The following is a 24,249-nucleotide window of genomic DNA, read 5'->3' as shown; positions in this document are numbered from 1 at the left end:
AAACTAACGGCTCCCCGTGGTCTGCGCTAATTCGGCCAGCAGCGGCCAGTTGGCCATCATTTGCGTTAACCGCTCCTGACGTGCGATATCGACATAGCTTAATTTTGGCAGCGAAAATGCCTGACTAAGCGCCAGCAAATCGTCCTGAGTTTCCGATGGCACCACTGCGTGAAAGCGCGTTAATTGATCATTCATTCTGCCGCCTCAAAAAAATAGGCTAATGTTAATTACTATAGCAACGCTAAAAAAAAGACATGGCCAATAAGATGATTCTCAACAAATATTAGTACATGGCTGGTTTTAATTTTTTTATTATTGTTCCCAATGACAGGATGGCCGAATAGCTATACTCAGTTGGCCGCGACGACACTTTCAACGAAAGTAGAAAAATATCCTATGGCGCAATCTTTCTCATTAGGTGTTCGGCAGATTTGGGAAGAGCTGTCTGTCATGCAAGCCCCGGGGCTGTATTGGGTGAATGTCGACCGTCAAACCGATGCCAACCTGCTCTGCCAGCAAACCTTGGCTGCCCAGGCTGCAACCAGCCAGGTCGCGTTGATATGCAGCGGAGAAAAACCTGACGGGTTGCTGGCGGAACTTGTCTCCCCCGCATTGAAAAAAATCCCGCTGTACCAGCTACCCGAGAAAAAAGCGGCGCTGATGCACTTTAGCGACGACCTGATGCGCGCCCTAAAACCGCAAAATCGCCTATTGATTCTGTTGGCCCATGCTAGCTTATGGCAGACCTTCACCCGCGAAGAGTTGGGTGACTGGACCCGCGCCACCGGCGCCTGGCTGCGCCGACAAGGCTGCACGCTGCTGATCCTCAGCCACGGCGGCGGCGTGAATAAACTCAAAGGGCAACTCAGCACTCAACACCGCATCCTTAACGGGCTGGCCAGCCTGCAGTGGCAGCAGGACAGTGCACAGTATCTGGTTAACTGGTGGAGCACCGAAAACGGCATCAACGCCAACCAATTACTGACGCTGTATGCCGGTGAACACGGCTGGCAGGGTGACGACGACAGCAATAAACCTTCTCCGACCTCCATCCGCAGCGATGAAGGGCGCTACCTGGCCCAGCAGAGCATTCTTGAAGGCGCGCCGCCGCTATCGGCCAACTGGCAACTGCTGCAAACCAATGCGCAACTGGCGCAGCACGGCATGTTGACGCTTTCGGCTACGTTGATCTTCGCCCTGTACCAAAGTGATGAAATTGATGCGCTGGCACATCAAATCCACAGCCTGCGCCGTCAGCGCGGCAACGGACTGAAAATCGTGGTACGCGAGATGAGCGCCAGCCTGCGTTACAGTGACGAACGCTTGCTGTTGGCCTGCGGCGCCAATCTGATTGTGCCGCACGTGGCACCGTTATCGCGCTTTTTGACCATGCTTGAGGGTATTCAGGGGCAGCGCTTCTCACGCCACGTTCCGGCAGATATTGATGCCCTGCTGGCCGGGCTGCGTCCGCTGCAACTGAAAGGTTATATGCGGCCGGACGATTTTAGTCAGGCGGTGATTTCGCTGATGGGCAACACGCTGCTGCCGGAAGACGGTAAAGGTGTGATGGTAGCGCTGCGCCCGGTGCCCGGGTTGCGCGCCGAACAGGCGATGACCCTTTGCTTTCTACGGCGCTTCGGCGACGTAATGACCGTGGTGCAAGGCCGACTGGTCCTGTTTCTCTCCACCTGCCGGATTAACGATTTGGATACCGCTCTGAAGTTTATTTTTCGTCTGCCGGTAGATGAAGCCTTCAGTAACCGGGTGGTGTGGCACCAGGACGTAGATATTATTTCTGAAATTAAACGGCTGGCGCACAACGCCAATATTCCGTTGCCTGCAACGACCGCACAGGCCACACCGCGCCAGGCCGCCGCCGAGGCAGACCGCCCGCAGGAGCGCCGTCAACCGGTGGCTTTCACGCTGACTACCGGTGCGCAGGAGAATAAGCATGTTGAATCTTAACGACATTGTGCAACTGATTATTCTGTGCGCCATTATTTTCATCCCGCTGGGTTACGCCTTTCACCGGCGTTTCCCGCACTGGCGTCAGTACTGGCAAAACCTGTTGTTATCACCGCGCTATTTAAAATCCATCGGATTATGGGTGCGCGAAGGTTCTTCATCTCAGATTAAGCGTAAGAAACAGCCATGAAGCCAACAAACACCCCGCAATCCGACAACTCCCTGTGGCGCTACTGGCGTGGGCTGGGTGGCTGGAACTACTACTTCCTGGCCAAATTTGCCCTGCTGTGGTTCGGTTACCTGAACTTCCACGCCTTGCCCAACCTGGTGTTCATGGCATTTCTGTTAATGCCGATACCTGCGATGCGTCTGCACCGCTGGCGTCATTACGTGGCGATCCCGATTGGGATTGCGTTGTTCTATCACGACACCTGGTTGCCCGGCATCAACAGCATCATGAGCCAGGGTTCGCAATTGACCGGCTTTAGCGCCCAATATCTGCTGGAGCTGATAAATCGCTTTATCAATTGGCAGATGATCGGCGCGGCCTTCGTGATGCTGATTGCCTACCTGTTCCTGGCTCAATGGGTACGGGTTACCGTATTCACCGTTGCCGCACTGGTGTGGTTGAACCTGGTCAACATTGCCGGGCCGGCCGTCTCCCTGTTACCGGCCAGTACCAACGCTTCTACCAGTAGCACCCCGGCAACGACGCCGCCGGCCACCGGGGGCGACAGCGCACCGGCGGACAGTGCGCCACCAACCAGCGCCAACCTGACGGCCTATCTGAATCAGTTCTACGACAAGGAAAAAACCCGCGCAACCGCCTTCCCGGCCAGCCTGCCTGCCGATGCTCAGCCGTTTGACCTGCTGGTGATCAATATCTGTTCGTTGGCCTGGGCCGACATGGACGCGGTAAAACTGGAAAACCATCCGCTGTGGTCGAAGATGGACATTATGTTCGACAACTTCAATTCGGCCACCGCCTACAGCGGCCCGGCGGCAATCAGGTTGTTACGCGCCAGCTGTGGTCAGCCTTCGCATCACGATTTGTATCAGCCGGTCAATCAGCAATGCTATCTGTTTGATAATCTTGCCAAGCTGGGCTTCAAAGAGCAGCTGATGCTGGATCACTCCGGCGTGTTCGGCAACTTCCTGAAAGAGCTGCGCGAACAGGGTGATATGCAGGCACCGCTGATGTCTCAGGCCGGGATCGGCAATGAGCTGGCCTCGTTCGATGGCGAACCGATATACAACGATTTGGAACTGCTCACCCGCTGGCTGGATCAGCAGCAGAAAGCCGGTGAGACCCGCAGCGCCACCTTCTTCAATATCATTCCATTGCATGACGGTAACCGTTTCGTCGGTTCGAACAAGAGCGCGGACTATCAACCCCGGGCGCAGAAATTGTTCGACCAGTTGAACACCTTCCTGGATCAATTGGAGAAGTCTGGCCGCAAGGTGATGGTGGTGATCGTGCCGGAACACGGCGCGGCACTGGTGGGAGACAAAATGCAGATGTCCGGCCTGCGCGATATCCCAAGTCCGAACATTACCCATACGCCGGTAGGTATCAAACTGGTTGGTATGAAAGCGCCGCATCAGGGCAGCCCGCTGCAGGTCAAAACGCCAAGCAGCTACCTGGCGCTTTCCGAGCTGGTTTCTCGTTTGGTAGACGGCAAGGCCTTCACCGCACCGAGCGTAGACTGGCAGGCACTGACGCAGAACCTGCCGCAGACGGCGGTCATTTCCGAGAATGACAACGCCATCGTGATGCAATACCAGGGCAAGCCTTACATCCGGCTAAACGGCGGCGATTGGGTACCTTATCCCCAGTAATTGCATTACCTGATGACTCAGGGGCACGCCTTCAGGCGTGCTTAGTCTGATGACAAACACCCGAAAAAACGTGGTTTTCGGATGTTTGGGGTAAATCAGAAAACATAATCCTTTGTTTTTATTAGTCCCTAAATCAGAACTTTTAATTGCAAAGGACTTTATCAGCCATCTGGGCACGCCTTCAGGCGTGCTTTTTTTTGCAGCCATCAATCTGCGGCGGAACCTTAATCCTTAACATTGGCTTTGGGCATTCCATTCCAATCGGCGTAATAATCCGGATAGAAAAAGCCAATAGATTAATTATCAGTGGTTTGCGAAGATTCCTAATTCAGCTTATTTCGTCAGGATTTCGCTAAGAAAAATAAGCGCCATTAATACAAATAAAAAATCCACTCAATAAACTAATTAATACGATCATAATTAAAAGCAAAAAAATGCCGGCGTAAAAACCGGCATTTTTAGTTAATTGTCATGGATAACAAAGTTATGCCGCAGAATTTTCATCCTGATCGACCGCAAAGCAGGCCACCATCTGCTCGCCGTATTGCTTTAACTGGGGTTGCAATTGGGTACAAGGCCCGAAAGCACGGCGGCAGCGAGCATTGAATGCACAACCTGGCGGTGGGTTCATCGGGCTGGGCAGTTCGCCGGTCAGCTTGATGCGCTCGCGACGCATATCCGGATTCAGGCGCGGTGTCGCGGACAGCAACGCCTGGGTATACGGATGACGCGGGTTGTTGAAGATGGCGTCTTTACTGCCCTTCTCCACGCAGCGGCCGAGATACATCACCATCACTTCGTCGGCAATGTGCTCCACCACCGACAAATCATGGGAGATAAACACGTAAGACAGCCCCAGATCCTGCTGCAAATCCATCATCAGGTTCAACACCTGCGCCCGCACGGACACGTCCAGCGCGGAAACCGGCTCATCGGCAATCACTACGTCCGGGTTAAGCATCAACCCGCGTGCAATAGCGATACGCTGCCGCTGCCCGCCGGAGAACATATGGGGATAACGATCGTAATGCTCGGTTTTCAATCCGACCTTGGCCATCATCTCCAGCGCTTTCTCACGACGTTCTGCGCTGCTTAACGCGGTATTGATCTGCAACGGCTCCTCAAGGATCTGCCCGACCTTCTTGCGTGGGTTGAGCGATCCATAAGGATTCTGGAACACGATCTGGATCTTCTGGCGTCGCAGCTTCTCAGCCGTGACATCCGGCTTCAGCAAATCCTGCCCCTGATAGTACAACTCGCCACCGGTCGGAACTTCAATCATCGTCAGCAGGCGACCCAGCGTCGATTTACCACAGCCGGATTCGCCCACCACCGCCAGCGTTTTGCCACGCTCAAGCGTAAAGGAAACGCCATCCAGCGCTTTGACCAGCCGCTCCGGGGCAAATAGCCCCTTCTTGACCGGGTAGTGTTTCTTCAGGTCAATCGCCTGCAATAAGGGTTGGTTCTGGCTCATACGGTCGGCCTCCCCGCATCATCCAGCGGTGTGTGACATTTAACCTGACGGCCGGGAATGCTGCGCAGTTCCGGCTCTTCAGTACGGCAACGCTCATTGGCGTACGGGCAGCGTGGATTGAGCAAACAGCCGCTTGGGCGGTCATATTTGCCCGGTACCACGCCAGGCAGCGAAGCCAGGCGCGCTTTATCGGCGGCGAATTCCGGCAACGCGCGCAGCAGCGCCTGAGTATAAGGATGACGCGGTGCGCGGAAGATTTCCGATGCCTTACCGGACTCCACCACCTGCCCGGCATACATCACGATGATGTGATGCGCCGCCTCAGACACCAGCGCCAGATCGTGAGTGATCAGCAACAGGGCCATATTTTCACGCTGCTGCAGTTCCAGCAGCAGTTCGATGATTTGCGCCTGAATGGTCACGTCGAGCGCGGTGGTCGGTTCATCGGCAATCAGCAGCTTTGGTCGGCAGGCAATCGCCATGGCGATCATCACGCGCTGGCTCATCCCACCCGAAAGCTGGTGCGGATAAACGTCGAGACGCGAAGCCGGGTCGGGGATACCTACCTGGGTCAGCAAATCAACAGCCCGTTGACGACGAGTGCGGCGGTTGCCGCCCTGGTGCACCTTCAACGCTTCCATGATCTGGAAGCCGACGGTGTAGCACGGGTTAAGGCTGGTCATCGGATCCTGGAAAATCATCGCCACTTCCGAGCCCACCAGTTGGCGACGCTCTTTTTCGGAAATTTTGCGCAGATCCTGGCCGTTAAACTCCAGTTTTTCGGCCATCACCTTACCGGGGAAGTCGATCAGCCCCATAATCGCCAGCGAGCTGACGGACTTGCCGGAGCCGGATTCGCCGACAATGCCCACCACCTGGCCCTGCTCCACGCTGTAACTGATGCGGTCTACCGCGCGGAAGGGAGTGCCTTCGTCACCGAAGTGCACCGAAAGCTTGTCTACATTTAATAACGCCATCTCTCTCATCCTCTGTTACTGCTTGAGTTTGGGGTCGAGAGCGTCACGCAAACCGTCCCCCATCAGGTTAAATGCAAGCACCGTCAGCAGAATCGCCACGCCGGGGAAGGTCACGACCCACCAGGCGCTTTGAGCGAACTGCAGTACGTCGGAGAGCATGGTGCCCCACTCCGGCGTTGGCGGTTGCGCACCCATGCCCAGGAAGCCGAGAGCGGCCATATCCAGAATGGCGTTCGAGAAGCCAAGAGAGGCCTGGACGATCAGCGGCGCCAGGCAGTTTGGCAAGATGTTGATAAACATTTGGCGCAGCGCACCGGCACCGGCCACGCGTGAAGCGGTGACGTAGTCGCGGTTCACTTCCACCAAGACCGCCGCGCGCGTAAGTCGCACGTAGTGCGGTAAGGCGACGAAGGTTAACGCCAGCGAAGCGTTGACGATGGAGGGGCCGAAGATAGCCACCAGCACCAATGCTAACAGCAGGCTCGGCAACGCCAACATGATGTCGACGATACGCATGATGATTGCATCTACCACGCCGCCGAAATAGCCGGCCAGCAGGCCCAGCACCACGCCCATGATCAGCGAAAGCACCACCACCAGACAGCCGACCAACAGCGACAGCCGCGCGCCGTACATCAGGCGCGACAGTACATCACGGCCCACATCGTCAGTACCGAGGATATATTGCCAGCTGCCGCCTTCCTGCCAGACCGGCGGTTTGAGCAGCGCGTCGCGGAACTGATCCGCTGGCGCATGCGGTGCCAGCACCCCGGCACCGATGGCGATAACGAACATCACAATGATATAAACCAGGCCGACAACGGCCCCTTTATTGCGCTTGAAATAGTGCCAGAACTCCTGAAACGGGGTCATGGGCTTCGGCGCACCTTTAACTACAGACTCAGTGACTTGAGACATTAGAGCGCCCCTTATTTCTTGTGGCGAATACGCGGGTTGACCACGCCGTAGAGCACGTCTACCAGCAGGTTAACCAGAATAATCATACAGGCGACCAGCAATACGCCGCCCTGAACAACCGGATAGTCGCGACGCTGCAACGCATCCATCAGCCAGCGCCCCAGGCCCGGCCAGGAGAAGATGGTTTCGGTCAGGATGGCACCGGCCAGCATGGTGCCGACCTGCAGGCCAATCACCGTTACCACCGGCAGCAAGGCATTGCGCAAAGCATGCACCACGATCACCCGCATGCGGCTCACGCCTTTGGCGCGCGCGGTACGGATGTAATCTTCGCCCAACACTTCCAGCATTGAGGAGCGCGTCATACGCACGATCACCGCCAGCGGAATTGTGCCGAGTACGATAGCCGGCAGGATCATATGCATCACGGCATCAGCGAAGTCGCCCGGTTCGCCCCAAATCAGGGTATCAATCAGCATAAAGCCGGTTAACGGCAAGGTATCGTCGAGGAACACCGTGTCGCTGACCCGCCCCGATACCGGCGTCAGGTTTAGCTGCACCGAGACCAGCATGATCAGCATCATGCCCCACCAGAAAATCGGCATCGAGTAGCCGGTCAGCGAGATGCCCACCGCGGTATGATCGAATATTGAGCCTCGCCTGACTGCCGCCAGCACCCCGACCGGGATACCCACCAGCACGGCAAAAATCATCGCGCAGAACCCTAATTCCAGCGTGGCCTTGAAGCGTGGAACAAACTCATCCCAAACGGAGATGCGGCTTTTGAGGGACGTACCCAAATCACCCTGCAACACGTTGGATACGTAAGAGAAATATTGTTGATAGAGCGGTTTATCCAGCCCCATTTCCGCCATCAACTGCGCATGGCGTTCTGCGGAGATCCCGCGTTCCCCGGCCATGATGGTCACCGGGTCACCGGGGATCATATGGACGAATGCAAAAGTCAGCAAAGTTATGCCGATAAACGTTGGGATAACTAACCCCAAACGTCGGAGTATGAACTGCAACATATCCCGAACTCTCTGTATAAAGTGCCCGGCAGCTCATCGTCCGCCAGGCTTATTAAAGCTCACACACTTTGAACAATCCTGATGCCATACGCCGGAGACTGGTCAGCAGAAGCGCAACCTGTTGCGCCCCTGCCAAGTCCATTCGTGTGTCGCCGGCTTAACGGCCAGAATTAATCTAGAGAGACATTCTCAAAGTGATGCTTACCAAGCGGATCCACAACATAGCCCTTCACTTCTTTACGCACTGGCTCGTAAACGGTGGAGTGGGCGACAATCAGTGCCGGAGCCTGATCGTGCATCACTACCTGAGCCTGCTTGTACAGTTCGATGCGTTTGTCGTGGTTCGATTCAGCGCGTGCCGGTTGGATCAGATCTTCAAACGGCTTGTAGCACCAACGAGAGTAGTTGGAACCATCTTTCGCCGCCGCACAGCTAAACAGCGTGGCGAAGAAGTTGTCCGGATCCCCGTTGTCGCCAGTCCAGCCCATCATCACCGTCTGATGCTCGCCCGCTTTGGCGCGCTTGAGGTACTCACCCCACTCATAGGTCACGATTTTGGCTTTCACGCCGATTTTCGCCCAGTCAGACTGGATCATTTCCGCCATGCGGCGCGCGTTCGGGTTGTACGGACGCTGTACCGGCATAGCCCACAGATCGATGGCGAAGCCGTCTGCCATGCCCGCTTCTTTCAGCAGCTCTTTGGCCTTGACCGGATCGTAGGTGTAATCCTTCACCGCGTCGTTATAGCCCCACATGGTTGGCGGGATCAGGTTTTTAGCCGCCTGGCCTGCGCCCTGGTACACCGCGTCGATGATCGCCTGCTTGTTGACCGCCAGGGTCAACGCCTGACGCACCTTCAGGTTATCCAGCGGTTTTTTCTCAACGTTGAACGACAGGTAGCCAACGTTCAGCCCCGGTTGTTCCATCAGGTTGATGGTTTTGTCCTGCTTCATGCGGGCGATGTCAGCCGGGTTCGGGAACGGCATCACCTGACATTCGTTTTTCTGCAGCTTGGCGTAACGCACTGAAGCGTCTGGCGTGATAGAGAACACTAAACGGTCGATCTTCGGCTTGGTGCCCCAGAAACCGTCGAATGCCTTATAAAGGATTTTGGAGTCTTTCTGGTATTGCAGCAGTTGGAACGGACCGGTACCGATTGGGTTCAGGTCAACTTTTTCCGGAGTACCGGCTTTCATCATCGCGTCGGCGTATTCGGCAGACAGAATGGATGCGAAGTCCATACCCAGGTCAGCCACAAACGGGGCTTCCGGACGGTTCAGCACGAAACGGACAGTGGAATCGTCCACCTTCTCGATTTTGGCGATCAGTTTCGGCATGTCCATGCCTTCAAAGTACTCATAGCTGCCGCCGGAGACTTTGTGATAGGCATTATTCGCGTCCAGCTGGCGTTCGAAGGAGAACACCACGTCGTCGGCGTTGAAGTCACGGGTCGGTTTGAAATCTTTGCTGCTCTGCCACTTCACGCCTTTACGCAGGTGGAAGGTGTAGACTTTGCCGTCTTCGCTAACGTCCCATTTTTCAGCCAGGCCCGGCTGCAGTTCGGTGGTGCCGATTTTGAATTCGACCAGACGGTTGTAAATCGGCACCGAGCTGGCGTCATAAGTGGTACCCGAGGTAAACAACTGCGGGTTGAACCCTTCCGGGGAACCTTCAGAACAGTAAACCAGAGTCTTGGCTTGCACGCTGGCCGCAACGGTCAACGCAATCAGCCCAATACCGAATTTCAGAATCCCTGTTTTTCCCAAGGAACTTGTCATCGCTAGTGCTCCATTATGTGATGTGATGTGTGTTTTACCGCCAGAGCCTGTATTTTTTATTGCGCGGCCTGTGCAGTGTGCCCGAAGGCTGGGAGGGATAATTGCGCGAGAGAGCCGGGTGGAACGCGTCCCGGTGGGGGCGTCTGAGCGCGTGGAATTCACTCAAACAACTCTCGCTCTTACCCCTGAGGCTACCAAATTGCCAACTGTTTGGGGTGTCGTCAATATAACCAGTAGGGATTTACACAGACTGTGAGAAACAGCAAACAAACATAAAAAAAACCTTTCTTTAACAGTTGCAGCATTAAAAATTATGCTACACGGTCATTTTTAGTTCGTTAGCCTGCACTGAAGAAAGTTACTGGTGTTTAACTCCGATAAAAAACTAAAAAAGTTTGTTGCTGAATGATGAATATCTGAACGGTTATTTTTGTGATCTGCGTTAAATACAGGATGAAATGCTGATCCCCTACCCGAAAGAGTGAGGCACTGAAGCCCTTTTTGATCGAGACGACACCACAATCTATGCGCCGTTAAAAAACTTTCGTCTGTAAAAAGCCGGGGGCGAAAAGATATCCCCCGGCAACGTACTACAACCGATTTAAGGCGTACCGACGCTGTTGCCCAGGCTGCTGTTCATGTTATTCAGAATTTCGCCGTTGTCGGCGTCAATTTCCCATGAGAACAACCCGCCCAGCTGCTTATCCAGCACATATTTGCCCTTCGCCTGCACCGAGCGCGCATCGTCGAAGGTGATCAGATCGCCAGTGGAAGGTTTGAAGACATAGGGTGCTTCAGCGGTAGCATCGTAGCTGTACTGCCATTCGCCGCTCATAAACTCATTGGCGATCTGGCGGTAATCCACGATGCCATTTTCCCAGGTGCCTTTCACCGGGCCAGTGGCGGTGCCGGTAAACGGAATGTTGTTCTGGTAACCGTTCACCCCGGTCCAACCGCGACCGTACATGGCGGTGCCCACCACGATTTTGCCCGGCTTCACGCCCTGCGTGAGCAGTGCATTAACGCCATTCACCGTGGTATACGCCGTATCCGGTTTCCAGGCCGGCGCTTTCAGCGCAGTCTGGTGGCCCAGATTTTTCAGATCGAATGCCCCATAGAAGTCGTAACTCATCAGGAAAATGTGATCCATCGAGTTTTGTGCGGTGTTGTAATCCACCTTATCGATTTTATCCTTGCCGGCGCTGATCGCAGAGGTCAGTTCATACTTACGGCCCGTTTCCGCCGAAAGCTGATCCAGCATGGCGCGCAGCTCTTTCATCAGCTGCACATAGGTTGCCCCATCCTGCGCACTGCCCAGTTTCGGGTTAGCACCCTGCCCGCCCGGGAATTCCCAGTCGATATCTACGCCATCAAAGAACTTCCAGGTTTGCAGGAACTCCTTCACCGAGCCGACGAAGCGATCGCGCTTCACCTTATCGCCCATAAAGAAGAACGGATCGGACAACGTCCAGCCACCGATCGACGGCAGGATTTTCAGGTCCGGGCGCGCCTGTTTCAACGCCATCAACTGGCCGAAGTTGCCTTTGTAGGGGTCGTCCCAGGCGGTCACGCCCTTCTGACCTTTCTGCAGCGCAGCGAACGGATCGTGGATCGATACCTTAAAATCTTCACGCCCCTGACAGGAACGCTGTAACGCCTGGAAGCTGCCTTCGATCTCTTTCAGGCTGTCGTTGATGCCGTCACCGCCACAGATAGGAATAAAGCCGTACAGCAGGTGCGTCAGGTTCTGAGCCGGAAGTTTATCGACGGTGAAATTACGGCCGTAAACGCCCCATTCAACGAAATAAGAGCCGACCACTTTGCCGGAGTCTTGTTTATAAGGCTTATTCTTTTCCAACAAAGGTTCTTTTAAAGGTGCCAAATGGCTACCGTCGGTATCTGCCACCACAATTTCGGTTGCATCGCTGGCGGTACAACCGTCGGCGTTGCATAACGCCACCTGCATTTGATAACGGCCGCCTTTATTCACCTTAAAGTTTGCGGTTCCCGAACCACCGGTTGAGGCACCACTCCAAACTTCTTTGCCATTTAATAATACTTTCGCCGTGGTACCGGTATCGCCATTCCATAAATTCCATGAAACAGAAACGTCGGCGGCACTTTTTACTTTCACCAGATTATTATAAGCCGTCGCCGCTTGATCGACTTCGACAATGGCGAATTTGGTATTGCCCCAGGCCAACGTAGGTTTGCCCGGTGCAGCGGCCTGCGCCGCAGAGCACAGCGTGCTGCCGATCAGCAACGCCAACAGCGGTTTATTAAATTTGCGCATAACTGATTCCTTTATTCCGAGAGGATAAACATAAAATAATTAATCATGGCCACCCATTGTCGGAACAAAATAATCCCGCAATAATCCTGGCCGATTAAAATCAATAAATAAGTATTCATCTTTCCACGCAACGGAAATCTATCATTCCCATTTCGTGTATTCAGACTATAGATAAAATAATCATTAAAACAAGATGGCCATCAAGCGGGTTTTATTGAGCAGCGATGAATTTATTTAATAATGAATCACCGCTGCCAATAGGAATAAGGAGTGTGAATTAATTTCTGGGCAAGGATCAATATTTGTCATGGGATTGATGTCATTATTGACATCAAATTTAAATTGATGGTAGCGTAAACATCAACAAGGAATGTTCAATGCCAGCGACACTCGTAATGAACAGGCGTATTTGGCTGGATACAAACAGTTTGCTCAGTCTGGTTGTATGGGACGTCACTTCTGCGGTAAGAGGCAGCAACCACAAGTACAAATATCGCTTGGCCTATGTGGTTGAGGATAAATGCGTATTACGCTACGACAACGAGGCAGGCAAAGGTGACCATAAGCATCTGGATACCGTTGAGATCTCGATAAATTTTATCGATATTAATCAGCTGATTGACGACTTTATTGCAGAAGTTAACCAGCTAAGGAGGCCGAAATGCGCACTCTGAGGGTAAGTGTAATGCCTGTCCAACAGGCAATAGACGGGTTGAAGACTGATTTTGCCAAAGCTTTATCCGGTAAGGAGATGGGTAACAGGCTGATATTTCCCGATGTCAAAACGCTGACTTATGTCTTGCTGAACGCTAATCGGATGACTCTGCTGGAAATAATGACCGGTGCAGAAGCTATGTCGATTCGAGAGCTTTCCAGACGACTAAACCGGGATTTCAAAGCCGTACATACGGATGTGCAAGCACTACTGAATGCCGGCGTTTTAGATAAGAAAGGTGCAAAGATTATCTTCTCTTATGACGAAATTCATTTTGACTTCGTAACAGGAAAAGCAGCCTGAAGGGCAAATAACAGGCGAAAAAAAACCTGCTTATAAAGCAGGTTTTTCGAATGTGGTCGGCGAGAGAGGATTACGCGCATCTTTGATGCTTGCCCTGCGGGCCGTTGCTAAAGCAACGTGGTCTCGCTGCGCTCGGCTCAAACCTCCTTCGGAGGTTCTCATCCTATAAATAACAGGCGAAAAAAAACCTGCTTATAAAGCAGGTTTTTCAAATGTGGTCGGCGAGAGAGGATTCGAACCTCCGACCCACTGGTCCCAAACCAGTTGCGCTACCAAGCTGCGCTACTCGCCGATGCGGGGCGCATCTTACTGCTGGGGATAATACGCGTCAATCACTTTTTCAACCCAGCCCGCCAAGTGGCGATAAAAGCGTCATAAAGCGCGGTACGATGCCCTGTACCGCGCTTTTGCATCATGCCTTGGCGGTTTTCAGCGCCGGTGATTGCGCACGCAAGAACGGCAGCAGGAACAGCGCGGACAGGCAGGCGGCGATAGAGATCACCACGAAGAAACCGTTCCAGTGCCAGATTTCCATGATGCGGGCAATCGGGTAGCCGGACAGTGCCGCCCCGAGATAGGCAAACAGACCGACGAAACCGGTCGCCGCTCCGGCGGCATCCTTATGCGAACATTCCGCCGCCGCCATGCCGATCAGCATCTGCGGGCCAAAGATAAAGAAGCCGATGGCAAAGAAGCAGGCAGCCTGCAGCAGGAAGGTCACGCCCGGCATGAGCCACAGCGCCGCCACCGACAGGAAGATACCGATGGCGAAGATCAGGTTCATTGGCCCACGGTTACCGCGGAACAGCTTGTCGGAGCCCCAACCGGCCACCAGCGAGCCGATAAAGCCACCCACTTCGAACAGGGAAATCGCCGAGTTGGCGGTCATCAGCGAATAGCCTTTTTCCTGCGTCAGGTACAGGTTGCCCCAGTCGTTGATCGCCGTACGTACGATGTATACCAGCACGTAAGACACTGCCAGCAGCCAGATGTACTTGTTGGTCAGCACGTAACGCTTGATGATTTCCCGATTGGTCAGGCCCTGGCCTTCCGATTCCTGCACCAGTTCCATGGCGTCGTTGCGCCATTTACCGACGCTAGGCAACCCCATGGATGACGGCTTGTCACGCAGGCGCCAACACATCAGCAGGCCCAATAACACGCCGATAATGCCCGGAATGATCATGCCGTAGCGCCAGCTGAAGTGCAGCGAGATAAAGCCGACCAGCAGCGGGATCAGCGCACCACCGAAGTTGTGCGAAGTGTTCCAGATAGCCCACCAACTGCCGCGTTCGGAGCGGGAATACCAACTGGTGAGGATTTTTGAACAAGGCGGCCAGCCCCAGCCCTGGAAGAAGGCGTTGAGGATCCACAGCGTACCCAGCATCAGCAACGAAGAGCTAAGCCCGAAGAAGATATTGAGCACGCCGGTCATGATCAGACCCAGGCCCATAAAATAGCGCGGGTTGGAACGATCGCTGATCATGCCTGAGATGAATTTAGAGCAGCCGTAAGTAATGTAGAACAGCGTACCCAGGATGCCGACATCGGACATCGTCAGGCCAAGATCGCTCAGCATAGCCGGCATGATGAAGTTGAAGCTTTTGCGCGTAAAGTAAAACGCGGCATAGCCGATGTACATCGTCCACATCAGCTGGATACGCCAGTATTTATAGCTGGCATCGATCTGTTTTTGATCGGTAACCGGCGGCACATCCTGGCGGCTTTTAAGGAAAGACCACATGTGAAACCTCAGAGAATAGGAAAAGTGCCGCTATCATGCTGCGCGCGCGCGCGAATGGCTTACGCCGGATTCCCGACGCAGTTAGGAGTATTTCCTAGTTTTACGCTTCTGCCGTTGAAACTGTGGGTAAGATCACATTCAAACAGGTGCCATGCTCCGACGTCAGCCGCAGTTGGCCCCCCAGTGCGCTAATGCGCTCTTGCATGCCGCGCAGGCCGTAACCCGGCTCATGGTCAGCCAAATCGATGCCGATGCCGTTATCGCGAATGGTCAGCAGGATTTGCGGCGGTCGCCCTTTACGGTGACGAAGACGCGCGTCCAGCTCAATGCGGCTGGCAGCAGCGTGGCGGCAGACGTTGGTCACCCCCTCCTGACAGACCCGGTACAGGGTAATTTTCAGCGTTTCATCCAACAGTTCATCCGGCACCTGCCACTGCATCGTGCTCACCAGCGACGTATCCTGCGGTAGCGACTCACGCAACATCGCCGCCACCGCCGCCGACAGCGGCAGGTTATTCAGGGCGGCGGGCCACAGCTGAGTCAGCACGTCGTGAACGCCGTCATACACCCGCAGCGCCAGCGTATCTATCGCTTCTGCACAGCCGATCACCGGCGGCTGTGGTGCCAGACGCTTGATAATACTGGCCTGGGTACGGATAACGGTGATGGTCTGGCCGACTTCGTCGTGCAGCTCACGCGCGACCTCCCGCCGGGTTTGCTCTTCGGCCGTCACCAGCGCGCGCGCCAACTGGCGGTTTTCCGTCAATCGCAGCCGTAGCTGCTGGTTCAACTCACGCTGGCGTTGAATGCCGGCCCCAAGCAGCAGCCCGGTCAGGCTCTGGGCCAGCAGCGACAACAGCAGGTCGCGATGCGACTCGGGCTGCGGTGGCTCGTTGGCGACCAACACCACGCCGTTGAGCAGCGTCGCCAACAGCGCCCCCTGCCAACCGTAACGGTACGACATGAAGACGATCGGGATGGCCAGACAAAACGGCGCAAAGCGGCGCAGTTCGGCGGCATTCACCTGCTGTTGCAGCCAGATACTGAGCGCAAACAGCAGCAGATAGGTAGCCAGATGCCGTAACCGCAGCGTCACCGGTTTATGGATCAGGCCCGGTTCGAGCGGTACCCAGATTTGCCGCGCCAGATAGTGCCATAGCAGCAGGCAGGTCGGGGCGATGGTGAAGCCACCCGCCAGCCCAAGCAACAGCGCCCGTGCGCCCTCGCCGTTCACCACCTGCCACACCAGCGCCTGCAGCAGTGCGGCGACCGCCACCACTGCGCCCTGCATCAGCGGCCATTGCCATTCGCTGTCGTTTTGTTGATGGCGCAGCAGCCACGGGGACGCGACCAGGCTAAGCAGCACCGTCAACACCAGCACCACCACCGAAGCCCACAGCGCCGGCCCGTAACCGAACTGATCCGCCAGCAATACCATCAGCAACAGGTCGGCCAGCAAGATCCCCGGCCAGAAGCGATAAGGGCTTTGCAGCAGAATGCCCAGGCGCAGGCCGAACGGGAACAGCAGCAGCGCCTGCCAGGGCGGGTCGATCAGCGCGGTACCGATGCCCCACAGGCAAAACGCACTGGTGGCATAAATGAAAAACAGCGCCAGTTGGGTGATCAGGCGTTGCATCACAGATTCAGCATCCGCTTCGCCAGTTCGACGTTATTGTTAATGCCCAGCTTGGCGAACAGATTGGCGCGATGCACGTGGACCGTTTTCGGCGATAGCCCCAGGGCGACGGCAATCTCCCGTACCTCCAGCCCCTGGGCGAGTAACAGCGCGATTTCGCGTTCGCGACGCGTGAGGGGATCCACCTTCACCCGTGCCAGCTGTTGGGCGATTTCAGGCATCAGGTACACGCCGCCGCTGGCGACGGTGCGCACCGCGGTGATCAAATCTTCCGGCTTGCAGCGTTTGGACAAGAAGCCACAGGCGCCACGCTCAAGCGCCATTTCTACCAGCGCCGAATTGTCATGCATCGACAGCATCACCACCCGAATACCCGAGGGAATGTCCGCCAGCAAATCCAACCCGCTGCCATCCGGCATCGAAATATCGCAGATGCAGATTTCCGCCTCCAGGCCTGGTAACCCAGCGCGCGCCTGAGCAGCACTGCTGAATTCCCCCACCACCTGAATATCCGCCTCAAGCGACAGCAGTTGCACAAAGCCCGATCGCACAATGTCATGATCGTCAATAAACGCCACGCGCAAGGTCATGGAAATCTCCGGTTCGAGGGGGAAAGTGCCCAAGTATACCCTATAGCTTTCAAGTTGCAGCTAGGCGCCCAGCTCGTTCATCTCCAGGTACTGTAGGGGCGCCGCATGCTGCGCCCGCATTAATCGGGGCGAATTTATTCGCCCCCTACAGTAACTGGGGTGAACGACAAATCTGTCGGGAACAGATTTGAACGCTGCTTGCAGCAGCCCCGAAGGGGCAAGACCCACGGACGGGTCTTGTAAGCAGGTAATAACGCTGCAAGTTGAAAGATGACGGGTATATACCGCAAGCCTGTGCCGGATTAATTGATGAAGGGAAGGTATTAACAGATTTTACCGGGCGCAGTGCGCCCGGTATTGCAGAGGTTACAACTGTGCCGCCGGCAATTTTTCCTGCGGAATATTACACCAGTTGTTTTTCGCCACGATGCCGCCGTTCGGCGAGGTATATCCGAGGCAGCCGAGAATGGTATCGAACAGCTCTACATGACGGTGGGTTTTACCCACGCGCTGTTGGGCCTGAAGTTGTTCAAACGCCCCGCGATGCTGAGGATCTTCCAGGAATTTATCGGATGCCCATACCATCATCGGTACGCGGAACTGCTCCGGCGGTGCCATTTCACGCGGCGTGCCGTGCAGGTGCGAATTCTCGCCGATAGATTCGCCGTGATCGGACGAATAGAACACAATTGCCTTCTTCTCACGCACCTGATCAATCACGTTGGCGATAAAGCTGTCGGTATACAACACTGAGTTATCGAAGGCGTTAACCAGCTGCTCTTTAGAACAGAAATTGTCGACGCCGGTACACTCAGGTTGGTAACGCGCGTAGCTGCGTGGATAACGCTGTGAATAGAGGTAATGCGAACCTTTAGTGTGCAGGATCACCATGTGCTTGCCCTGCGGATAGCGGGCCAGCGACTCTTTCATTTCGTCTACCAACAGCATGTCGTCAACCGATTTACCGTCATTGCGTTTCTCGGAGGCGATCATTTCGCGGAACGAATAGTTGTTCACTTCGGTATTGTTATAGAACCAGACCTCGCTCTGCATGGCGAACAGCTCCGAGGTGAAGCCCAGATCCTTCAGCACTGCAAACACGTTCTGCTCTTTCAACGTACGCTGTGGGTTGTCTGAGGTACCGCCTTCACGCACGAACATGCAGCGCAGAGAAAGTTTGGTCGAGGTATCGCAGGATTCACCACGGAACGCCACCAGGTTTTTCTCTTTGGACAGGCGTGGTGTGGTGTCACGATCGTAACCCAGTATCCCCATGTGATCCCAGCGCGTGGTTTCACCGATAATAAACACCACGTAGGTATCATCGATATCGGCCGGCGGCACATAGGTAAAGTTCTTGGCCGGGTCGAACAAATTGGCCTGATCCTGGCTTTCGTCATACCGGGTATAGGCAAACAGCCCCAGCGCAGACAGCCAGTTGGATGGCAAATAGGAGTGCGCCACTACGCCACCGTAGCTCGGCAAATCCACATTGGTGATTTTTTCCTGCGCGCTCTGTTCGCTGTCCAACATACGCAGCGGCAACCACACCAGCGCCACCACCGCCACCAACACCACCAGCGGTTTCACCCGGTGCCCTGGGGTTTTCAGCTGTTCGATCAGCGTGTAGCGCAGGTTGTTTTTCCAAATGCACAACAGCGGCAAGGCGCTGAGCACCAGCATCCACAATACAAAGTGCAAGCCGACCACTTCTTTTGACAGGTCGATATCCGTAGTCATGACCGAAACCACAATGCCGTAGCCAATCACCACGTTGAAGAACGTCATGTAATAGCTGGCGGCAACGGAAATCAGCACCAGTAGTGAAGCAACGATACGGTAAAACAGCCGGCCACCAAGCGAGACCAGCCGCATGATAAAGAAGGTAAACAGCACGATCGCGATAACCTCGGTTACCGCAGAAATAACCTTAATCCCCTGAATGCCGTGCGAAAACGAATCAAAGCGACGATAGAAAACGGAAAGGTTTAAAAAGATGCCGATATAAATCGCTAACAATAACGATAAATTCTGCTGTGAAAGCGATTTAACTTTGTTCATGTAACGCGGTGGCTCCGGACGGTAACAGTTCTGAATCAGTCAGACATTCAATGCGGCTTCAGGTTCAGCCGATCGGCAATAAGCGCTATTTCGGGGGTAATAATCAAGAGAATTCTCAAGAAACGGATATTTTTTTCATTTTTTGTGAGAAGTGTAAAGGCGGGGCAGAACGAGAAAGGGAGGGATAACCCTCCCCTTTTTCCGTGACGTTGGCGAAAGTCTTACTTAACGTTAAGCGTTACATCAATATTGCCGCGGGTAGCATTGGAATAAGGGCAGACCACGTGGGCTTTTTTCACCAGGTCTTCCGCCACGCTGCGCTCGATACCCGGCAGGCTGATATCCAGTTGCACTTCGATACCGAAACCGTTGGGGATTTCACCGATGCCGACGGTGCCATCAATTTTGGCTTCGGCAGGAATTTTCACCTTTTCTTTCGCCGCAACAAACTTCAGCGCGCCGAGGAAACAGGCCGAGTAACCGGCAGCAAACAGCTGTTCCGGGTTAGTGACTTCGCCACCCGCGCCACCCATTTCTTTCGGCACGCCCAGTTTGACATCCAACACGCCGTCGGATGAGGTCGCACGGCCATCGCGGCCACCGGTTGCGGTGGCATGAGCGCGGTAAACAACTTTTTCAATCGACATAAATCATTCCTTCTTTTGGTTGGAGGCATCATATCGGATCCAGTTGGCTGAACCCGATCACAGGTCTATCTTTCACGATTAAATCGCGCACTACTCAAATTACCCACTTATTTCAGTGTAGCGCAGGATCGCCGATCCTGCGTCTGGCAGCCGTTCTTCAAATCTGATCTATCAGCTTGCCGCGCAGCTTTTCGAGCTGCTGCTTGATATTAACGATTTCATCGAGGCTGCAATCGGTAGCGCACATCACGGCTTCCGGCACCGCCTGCGCTTTTTCACGCAGCGCGCGCCCGGCGTCGGTTAACGCGATAATCACCTGTCGCTCGTCGGTCGTGGCGCGGTAACGCAACAACAGCCCTGCCGTCTCGAGCCGCTTCAACAGCGGCGTCAGCGTGGCGGAATCAAGAAACAGCCGCTCGCCGATGTCCGAAACCGTGATTTCGTCACGCTCCCATAGCACCAGCATCACCAAATATTGCGGATAGGTGAGATCAAGCTGGCTCAGCAGTTTGCGATACACCTTGTGCAACGCCAGATTGGCGGAGTACAGGGCAAAACACATCTGCTGATCGAGCAGCAGCAGGTTTTTCGCTACGGGGTGTTCGGGGTTTTTACTTTTCATGTTTTGAATATAGATAGCGCACGATGTAATCGCAAGCTATTTTTTAATCGGTATGCTACCTTTTTTAATGCAGGGGATGCCACAGCAGGGTGCTGTGCCGGAGGAAAAGGATATGACAACCACACTGGTAGAACGCGCACGCCGCTACGCCACCAAGGCGCATGCGGCTATCGATCAGCGCCGCAAATACACCAATGACCCCTACATCGTTCATCCGCAGGCGGTAATGGAAATCGTCAGCAGCGTGCCGCACAGCGAGGAAATGCTGGCTGCCGCCTGGCTGCACGACACGGTGGAAGACACGCCCACCACCCTCGGCGATATCGAGAGCCATTTTGGGCCAAAGGTGGCAGAACTGGTGGCAATGCTGACCAACGTCAGCGGCACCGGCGGCGGTAACCGCTTCGAACGTAAAAACCGCGATCGACGGCACAGCGCCAACGCTTCACCGCAGGCCAAAACCATCAAACTGGCCGATCTGATCGACAACACCCGTTCACTGCTGGAATTCGACAGCCATTTTGCGCGCACTTATTTGATAGAAAAACAGCGTCTGCTGGAAGTGCTGACCGAAGGTGACCCGACGCTGTGGCGCCAGGCCAACCATATCGTCGAGCAGGGTCTGGAAAAGCTGCTGTTGCCGCCGCATAACGTCCCGGCAAGCTGGTTCGAACATGCACGCCAGCGTTACCGGGAAAGCGATGCGGCGTAACCCTCAGAAGGTCACCACGGTTTTCAACGCCGTCACCCAGGCATCCTGCGTTTCACTTACGCCCCCCGGATGATGCCAGTATTGTAGGCCCGGCTGCAGCTGCAGCCAGGGGGTGACGTTAAAGCGATAGTAGAGTTCTGCCGTCACGGAATGTCCTGGCACCGGGCGGAAATTGGGATCGTTATACGCGGTGGCGTTGTTGAGTTGATTCAGGTAACGCTGATTATCCCGGTAATGGTCGCTCAACTTGACCATTGAAACGCCCAGGCCCAGCCAATCGTCCGGCCGCGCGTCAAACAATCCGCGGTAGCGAATACCGGTGGAGGTGGAGTAATGCATATAGTTGGAACGCGGATCTGCCAATCCCAGGCTGTAGAACAGACTCAGACCCCGATTGGCATCATCCGGATGACGCGTTAGCTGTTGGTTAAAACCACTGTACAGGAACCAGGTGCGGTCATGGCTGCGATAGCCGTTTGGATCGCTCGCTCCCGGGCCGCCGGAGACCCCCTCATACAAATCTTGTTGCCGGGCATTGGTGAACAACACTCCCAGGTTATATACCCCCGGCAACTGATTGACCGCATGGGTTTTCAGTTCCAGCTCCATCGGCAGCAACAGGCCTTTACTGCCTTTGGTCGACCAGCTCCAGGCATGGCTGCGGCTTGGGGCGCTTGGGTTCTGCTCCATCAGGCCGGTTTTGAAGGTCAACCCGTCGGTCAGTTTGTATTGCAGCGTGGTACCCCAGTAGTGGACGTTCCAGTTATACCAGGTCAATGAGTTGGCGGACTTGCCGCCGCACAGCGTCAGCGTCTGGAAATCACAGGGAATGATCTGATCGAAATCCTGCACCTTGTTCATCATGCCGATACGCCATTGCAGCCGACGCTCCAGAAAACTGCGGCTAAAGGTCAGCCACCCCAGCCGGGTGATCGACTGGCCGCCGTAACTTTCCTGGGACAAATCGGTCGGATTAACGCGCGGATCCTGCAGGCGGTCGCGCGTCAGGTTGTTATCATGGTTGCGGTTAACGATATTGCCTTCAAGCGCCGCATCCGGAATGCCGGTCAGCGCCTGCAGGTCCTGGCTGAAGGTCAGCGAGAACTGATCAATATAGGACGCCTGCCTGTCGTGGTTATATCCACCGCCGGCGTTATAGGAAAGCTGGCTGAGATAACCCAGATTATAGTGAAAGCCATGATCTTCCAGGATCGGTCTGATCCCCAGCATGTCGCCCAACAACCCAGGTTGTGGCGGTTCAAACCCGAGCGCGACGCCTTGCCACTGGGCCGTTGGCGCCTCCACGTCTTTGGCGGTTTGCAAAGTTTCCGCCTGTGCGCCAACGCTGATCCACAGTAATCCTGCGCAGGTTATTGAGTGAGGTAATGGGTATTTCATTATTATATTTCTCCGCATATTACGCTGACTGCGGGCAACAGCATTCCCTGGGCGAGAATTCCCCAAACATTGGCAGCAGTAGATAAAGGTCATGACCCGGTGATTGCCACCGGGTTAATGGGTAAAACCTAGGCTTTTTCTTTCAGTGAGTTACCGTTGCTTTGAATCACGTCGCGATACCAGTAAAAACTCTTTTTGCGATGGCGCTCCAGGCTACCGTTACCGGCATCGTCGCGGTCGACATAAATAAAGCCGTAGCGTTTGGACATTTCGGCTTTAGAAGCGCTGACCAGATCGATCGGCCCCCAACTGGTGTAGCCCATCACTTCTACGCCGTCGTCGATCGCTTCCGCCACCTGCACCAGATGATCGTTGAGATAATCGATGCGGTAGTCGTCGTTGATACTGCCGTCGGCTTCGATACGGTCCTTGGCCCCCAACCCGTTCTCGACGATAAACAACGGCTTCTGATAGCGATCGTACAAGACGTTCAGCAAATAACGCAGGCCAACGGGGTCGATCTGCCAGCCCCACTCCGAACTGGCCAAATGCGGGTTAGGCACCATATTGAGAATGTTGGCGCGGGCGGCGTTGTTTTGCTGTTCGTCGGTGGTGACGCAGCCGCTCATGTAATAGCTGAAGGAGATAAAATCGATGGTCTCGCGCAGCGCCAGCCGGTCTTCGGCGGTGATCTCAATCTGAATGCCGTTTTCGCGGAAGTAGCGCTGCATATAGGCCGGATAGTCACCGCGGGCCTGCACGTCCCCAAAGAACAGCCAGTCGCGGTTCTGGCGCTGAGTCTCCAGTACATCCTCCGGTCGGCAGCTCAGCGGGTAAACAATACCGCCCAACAGCATATTGCCGATTTTGCCGTCCGGCACGATTTCGTGGCAGGCTTTGACCGCCCTGGCGCTGGCTACCAGTTGATGATGAATGGCCTGGTAAATTTCGCTCTTGCTGCTGTCCTCCGCCAGGCCAACGCCGGTAAAGGGCGCATGCAGCGACATATTGATCTCATTAAAGGTCAGCCAGTGCTTCACCTTGTGCTTATAGCGCTCGAACACCGTGCGTGCGTAGCGTTCAAAAAAGCCGATGGTCTTGCGGCTGCCCCAGCCGCCGTAGCGTTTCACCAGCCCATACGGCATTTCGTAGTGCGACAGCGTGATCAGCGGTTGAATGCCGTACTTTGCCATTTCGTCGAACAACCGATCATAGAACGCCAACCCCGCCTCGTTCGGCGTGTCCTCATCGCCCTGCGGGAAAATCCGCGTCCAGGCGATGGAGGTTCGCAGGCACTTGAAGCCCATTTCAGCGAACAACGCGATGTCCTGCGGGTAACGATGATAAAAATCGATCGCCACGTCCTTGATGCCGCTGTCGCCGTCAACCCGTGGGACAATCGCGCCGAAAATGCCCTGCGGCTGCAAATCAGAGGTCGATAGGCCTTTGCCGTCGGTCTGATAGGCTCCTTCCACCTGATTGGCCGCTACCGCACCGCCCCACAGAAAATGGTCTGGAAATTTGCTGCTCATGGTTTTCTCCTCGG

General features: G+C 54.9%; 21 protein-coding genes, 1 tRNA gene and 1 other RNA gene. 6 read left to right on the top strand and 17 right to left on the bottom strand.

Features of this window, described 5'->3' with window-relative positions; all coding sequences use genetic code 11:
• Window positions 1–3: 3 nt before the first annotated feature.
• Window positions 4–195, bottom strand: coding sequence for a cellulose biosynthesis protein BcsR (bcsR, locus tag NR114_RS15605; RefSeq protein ID WP_046374762.1), 192 nt, complete (start codon window positions 193–195; stop codon window positions 4–6).
• Between the two features lie 201 nt (window positions 196–396).
• On the opposite strand from bcsR, the gene bcsE reads away from it, so the two are divergent.
• From bcsE to bcsG, 3 genes are read left to right on the top strand one after another with little or no spacing between them, the layout of a single operon-like run.
• Complete coding sequence (gene bcsE / locus NR114_RS15600) at window positions 397–1,965, top strand: cellulose biosynthesis protein BcsE (RefSeq protein WP_256814284.1); 1,569 nt, start codon at window positions 397–399, stop codon at window positions 1,963–1,965.
• Window positions 1,952–2,155, top strand: coding sequence for a cellulose biosynthesis protein BcsF (gene bcsF, locus NR114_RS15595; RefSeq protein ID WP_020824733.1), 204 nt, complete (start codon window positions 1,952–1,954; stop codon window positions 2,153–2,155). Before bcsE ends, bcsF begins: the two co-directional genes overlap by 14 nt.
• Window positions 2,152–3,804, top strand: coding sequence for a cellulose biosynthesis protein BcsG (gene bcsG, locus NR114_RS15590; RefSeq protein WP_256814282.1), 1,653 nt, complete (start codon window positions 2,152–2,154; stop codon window positions 3,802–3,804). The genes bcsF and bcsG overlap by 4 nt, the downstream gene beginning before the upstream one ends.
• Before the next feature lie 484 nt (window positions 3,805–4,288).
• On the opposite strand, the gene dppF is transcribed toward bcsG, so the two are convergent.
• The 6 genes from dppF to NR114_RS15560 form a co-directional block, all read right to left on the bottom strand.
• Window positions 4,289–5,278, bottom strand: coding sequence for a dipeptide ABC transporter ATP-binding subunit DppF (gene dppF, locus NR114_RS15585; RefSeq protein ID WP_020824731.1), 990 nt, complete (start codon window positions 5,276–5,278; stop codon window positions 4,289–4,291).
• Window positions 5,275–6,255: a dipeptide ABC transporter ATP-binding protein gene (gene dppD, locus NR114_RS15580; RefSeq protein WP_020824730.1), complete on the bottom strand. Its 981-nt coding sequence runs from the start codon at window positions 6,253–6,255 to the stop codon at window positions 5,275–5,277. The genes dppF and dppD overlap by 4 nt, the downstream gene beginning before the upstream one ends.
• A 15-nt stretch (window positions 6,256–6,270) precedes the next feature.
• A complete protein-coding gene (dppC, locus tag NR114_RS15575) occupies window positions 6,271–7,173 on the bottom strand; it encodes a dipeptide ABC transporter permease DppC (RefSeq protein WP_041414095.1) in 903 nt (300 codons plus the stop codon).
• A gap of 11 nt (window positions 7,174–7,184) precedes the next feature.
• Window positions 7,185–8,204: a dipeptide ABC transporter permease DppB gene (gene dppB / locus NR114_RS15570; protein WP_020824728.1), complete on the bottom strand. Its 1,020-nt coding sequence runs from the start codon at window positions 8,202–8,204 to the stop codon at window positions 7,185–7,187.
• Between the two features lie 170 nt (window positions 8,205–8,374).
• Window positions 8,375–9,982, bottom strand: coding sequence for a dipeptide ABC transporter periplasmic-binding protein DppA (gene dppA, locus NR114_RS15565; protein ID WP_122080540.1), 1,608 nt, complete (start codon window positions 9,980–9,982; stop codon window positions 8,375–8,377).
• A 601-nt stretch (window positions 9,983–10,583) separates the two neighbouring features.
• A complete protein-coding gene (locus tag NR114_RS15560) occupies window positions 10,584–12,275 on the bottom strand; it encodes a glycosyl hydrolase family 18 protein (protein ID WP_256814281.1) in 1,692 nt (563 codons plus the stop codon).
• 377 nt (window positions 12,276–12,652) lie between these two features.
• Here NR114_RS15560 and NR114_RS15555 point away from each other — a divergent pair, with 377 nt between their 5' ends.
• The gene (locus NR114_RS15555) at window positions 12,653–12,949 is read left to right on the top strand and encodes a DUF6516 family protein (protein WP_048762474.1); all 297 of its coding nucleotides are present in this window, start codon (window positions 12,653–12,655) and stop codon (window positions 12,947–12,949) included.
• Window positions 12,937–13,293: a hypothetical protein gene (locus tag NR114_RS15550; RefSeq protein ID WP_020824724.1), complete on the top strand. Its 357-nt coding sequence runs from the start codon at window positions 12,937–12,939 to the stop codon at window positions 13,291–13,293. The genes NR114_RS15555 and NR114_RS15550 overlap by 13 nt, the downstream gene beginning before the upstream one ends.
• A gap of 53 nt (window positions 13,294–13,346) precedes the next feature.
• On the opposite strand, the gene NR114_RS15545 is transcribed toward NR114_RS15550, so the two are convergent.
• The 8 genes from NR114_RS15545 to NR114_RS15510 all read right to left on the bottom strand — a co-directional run bounded on the left by NR114_RS15545 (window position 13,347) and on the right by NR114_RS15510 (window position 20,593).
• Window positions 13,347–13,476, bottom strand: a non-coding RNA gene (locus tag NR114_RS15545) — RtT sRNA.
• A 32-nt stretch (window positions 13,477–13,508) separates the two neighbouring features.
• Window positions 13,509–13,585, bottom strand: a tRNA-Pro gene (locus tag NR114_RS15540).
• Window positions 13,586–13,705: 120 nt separating this feature from the next.
• Window positions 13,706–15,037, bottom strand: a complete 1,332-nt coding sequence (locus NR114_RS15535) for an MFS transporter (protein ID WP_020824723.1) — start codon at window positions 15,035–15,037, stop codon at window positions 13,706–13,708.
• Window positions 15,038–15,137: 100 nt separating this feature from the next.
• Window positions 15,138–16,673 (bottom strand): signal transduction histidine-protein kinase/phosphatase UhpB, encoded by a 1,536-nt coding sequence (gene uhpB / locus NR114_RS15530; RefSeq protein ID WP_046374768.1) that lies wholly within the window; start codon window positions 16,671–16,673, stop codon window positions 15,138–15,140.
• Window positions 16,673–17,263: a transcriptional regulator UhpA gene (uhpA, locus tag NR114_RS15525; protein ID WP_234529273.1), complete on the bottom strand. Its 591-nt coding sequence runs from the start codon at window positions 17,261–17,263 to the stop codon at window positions 16,673–16,675. Before uhpA ends, uhpB begins: the two co-directional genes overlap by 1 nt.
• A 366-nt stretch (window positions 17,264–17,629) precedes the next feature.
• Window positions 17,630–19,324, bottom strand: coding sequence for a kdo(2)-lipid A phosphoethanolamine 7''-transferase (gene eptB, locus NR114_RS15520; protein ID WP_048759427.1), 1,695 nt, complete (start codon window positions 19,322–19,324; stop codon window positions 17,630–17,632).
• Window positions 19,325–19,545: 221 nt separating this feature from the next.
• Window positions 19,546–19,971 (bottom strand): organic hydroperoxide resistance protein, encoded by a 426-nt coding sequence (locus NR114_RS15515; protein ID WP_004934114.1) that lies wholly within the window; start codon window positions 19,969–19,971, stop codon window positions 19,546–19,548.
• A gap of 157 nt (window positions 19,972–20,128) precedes the next feature.
• Complete coding sequence (locus NR114_RS15510; protein WP_020824719.1) at window positions 20,129–20,593, bottom strand: MarR family winged helix-turn-helix transcriptional regulator; 465 nt, start codon at window positions 20,591–20,593, stop codon at window positions 20,129–20,131.
• Window positions 20,594–20,705: 112 nt separating this feature from the next.
• Between NR114_RS15510 and NR114_RS15505 the strand changes: the two genes are divergently transcribed.
• Window positions 20,706–21,305: an HD domain-containing protein gene (locus tag NR114_RS15505; protein WP_041415142.1), complete on the top strand. Its 600-nt coding sequence runs from the start codon at window positions 20,706–20,708 to the stop codon at window positions 21,303–21,305.
• Window positions 21,306–21,308: 3 nt separating this feature from the next.
• On the opposite strand, the gene NR114_RS15500 is transcribed toward NR114_RS15505, so the two are convergent.
• Window positions 21,309–22,703: a carbohydrate porin gene (locus tag NR114_RS15500; protein WP_041414092.1), complete on the bottom strand. Its 1,395-nt coding sequence runs from the start codon at window positions 22,701–22,703 to the stop codon at window positions 21,309–21,311.
• A 128-nt stretch (window positions 22,704–22,831) separates the two neighbouring features.
• Window positions 22,832–24,235: a glycoside hydrolase family 1 protein gene (locus tag NR114_RS15495; RefSeq protein ID WP_115057938.1), complete on the bottom strand. Its 1,404-nt coding sequence runs from the start codon at window positions 24,233–24,235 to the stop codon at window positions 22,832–22,834.
• Window positions 24,236–24,249: the final 14 nt, after the last annotated feature.

Source organism: Serratia sp. Ser99 (genome assembly GCF_024519545.1).
Taxonomy (GTDB): domain Bacteria; phylum Pseudomonadota; class Gammaproteobacteria; order Enterobacterales; family Enterobacteriaceae; genus Serratia; species Serratia liquefaciens.
Note: the sequence above shows the minus strand (reverse complement) of the source record. Positions and strands in the feature narration are given on the sequence as shown.

Excerpts from the sequence above, each read along its gene's own strand:
- uhpA (WP_234529273.1), bottom strand. The coding sequence starts at position 17,263 with ATGACCTTGCGCGTGGCGTTTATTGACGATCATGACATTGTGCGATCG.
- dppC (WP_041414095.1), bottom strand. The coding sequence starts at position 7,173 with ATGTCTCAAGTCACTGAGTCTGTAGTTAAAGGTGCGCCGAAGCCCATG.
- bcsR (WP_046374762.1), bottom strand. The coding sequence starts at position 195 with ATGAATGATCAATTAACGCGCTTTCACGCAGTGGTGCCATCGGAAACT.
- dppA (WP_122080540.1), bottom strand. The coding sequence starts at position 9,982 with ATGACAAGTTCCTTGGGAAAAACAGGGATTCTGAAATTCGGTATTGGG.
- uhpB (WP_046374768.1), bottom strand. The coding sequence starts at position 16,673 with ATGCAACGCCTGATCACCCAACTGGCGCTGTTTTTCATTTATGCCACC.
- dppB (WP_020824728.1), bottom strand. The coding sequence starts at position 8,204 with ATGTTGCAGTTCATACTCCGACGTTTGGGGTTAGTTATCCCAACGTTT.
- dppF (WP_020824731.1), bottom strand. The coding sequence starts at position 5,278 with ATGAGCCAGAACCAACCCTTATTGCAGGCGATTGACCTGAAGAAACAC.
- bcsE (WP_256814284.1), top strand. The coding sequence starts at position 397 with ATGGCGCAATCTTTCTCATTAGGTGTTCGGCAGATTTGGGAAGAGCTG.
- NR114_RS15535 (WP_020824723.1), bottom strand. The coding sequence starts at position 15,037 with ATGTGGTCTTTCCTTAAAAGCCGCCAGGATGTGCCGCCGGTTACCGAT.
- NR114_RS15550 (WP_020824724.1), top strand. The coding sequence starts at position 12,937 with ATGCGCACTCTGAGGGTAAGTGTAATGCCTGTCCAACAGGCAATAGAC.
- NR114_RS15510 (WP_020824719.1), bottom strand. The coding sequence starts at position 20,593 with ATGAAAAGTAAAAACCCCGAACACCCCGTAGCGAAAAACCTGCTGCTG.
- NR114_RS15560 (WP_256814281.1), bottom strand. The coding sequence starts at position 12,275 with ATGCGCAAATTTAATAAACCGCTGTTGGCGTTGCTGATCGGCAGCACG.
- bcsG (WP_256814282.1), top strand. The coding sequence starts at position 2,152 with ATGAAGCCAACAAACACCCCGCAATCCGACAACTCCCTGTGGCGCTAC.
- eptB (WP_048759427.1), bottom strand. The coding sequence starts at position 19,324 with ATGAACAAAGTTAAATCGCTTTCACAGCAGAATTTATCGTTATTGTTA.
- NR114_RS15495 (WP_115057938.1), bottom strand. The coding sequence starts at position 24,235 with ATGAGCAGCAAATTTCCAGACCATTTTCTGTGGGGCGGTGCGGTAGCG.
- NR114_RS15555 (WP_048762474.1), top strand. The coding sequence starts at position 12,653 with ATGCCAGCGACACTCGTAATGAACAGGCGTATTTGGCTGGATACAAAC.
- NR114_RS15505 (WP_041415142.1), top strand. The coding sequence starts at position 20,706 with ATGACAACCACACTGGTAGAACGCGCACGCCGCTACGCCACCAAGGCG.
- NR114_RS15500 (WP_041414092.1), bottom strand. The coding sequence starts at position 22,703 with ATGAAATACCCATTACCTCACTCAATAACCTGCGCAGGATTACTGTGG.
- dppD (WP_020824730.1), bottom strand. The coding sequence starts at position 6,255 with ATGGCGTTATTAAATGTAGACAAGCTTTCGGTGCACTTCGGTGACGAA.
- NR114_RS15515 (WP_004934114.1), bottom strand. The coding sequence starts at position 19,971 with ATGTCGATTGAAAAAGTTGTTTACCGCGCTCATGCCACCGCAACCGGT.
- bcsF (WP_020824733.1), top strand. The coding sequence starts at position 1,952 with ATGTTGAATCTTAACGACATTGTGCAACTGATTATTCTGTGCGCCATT.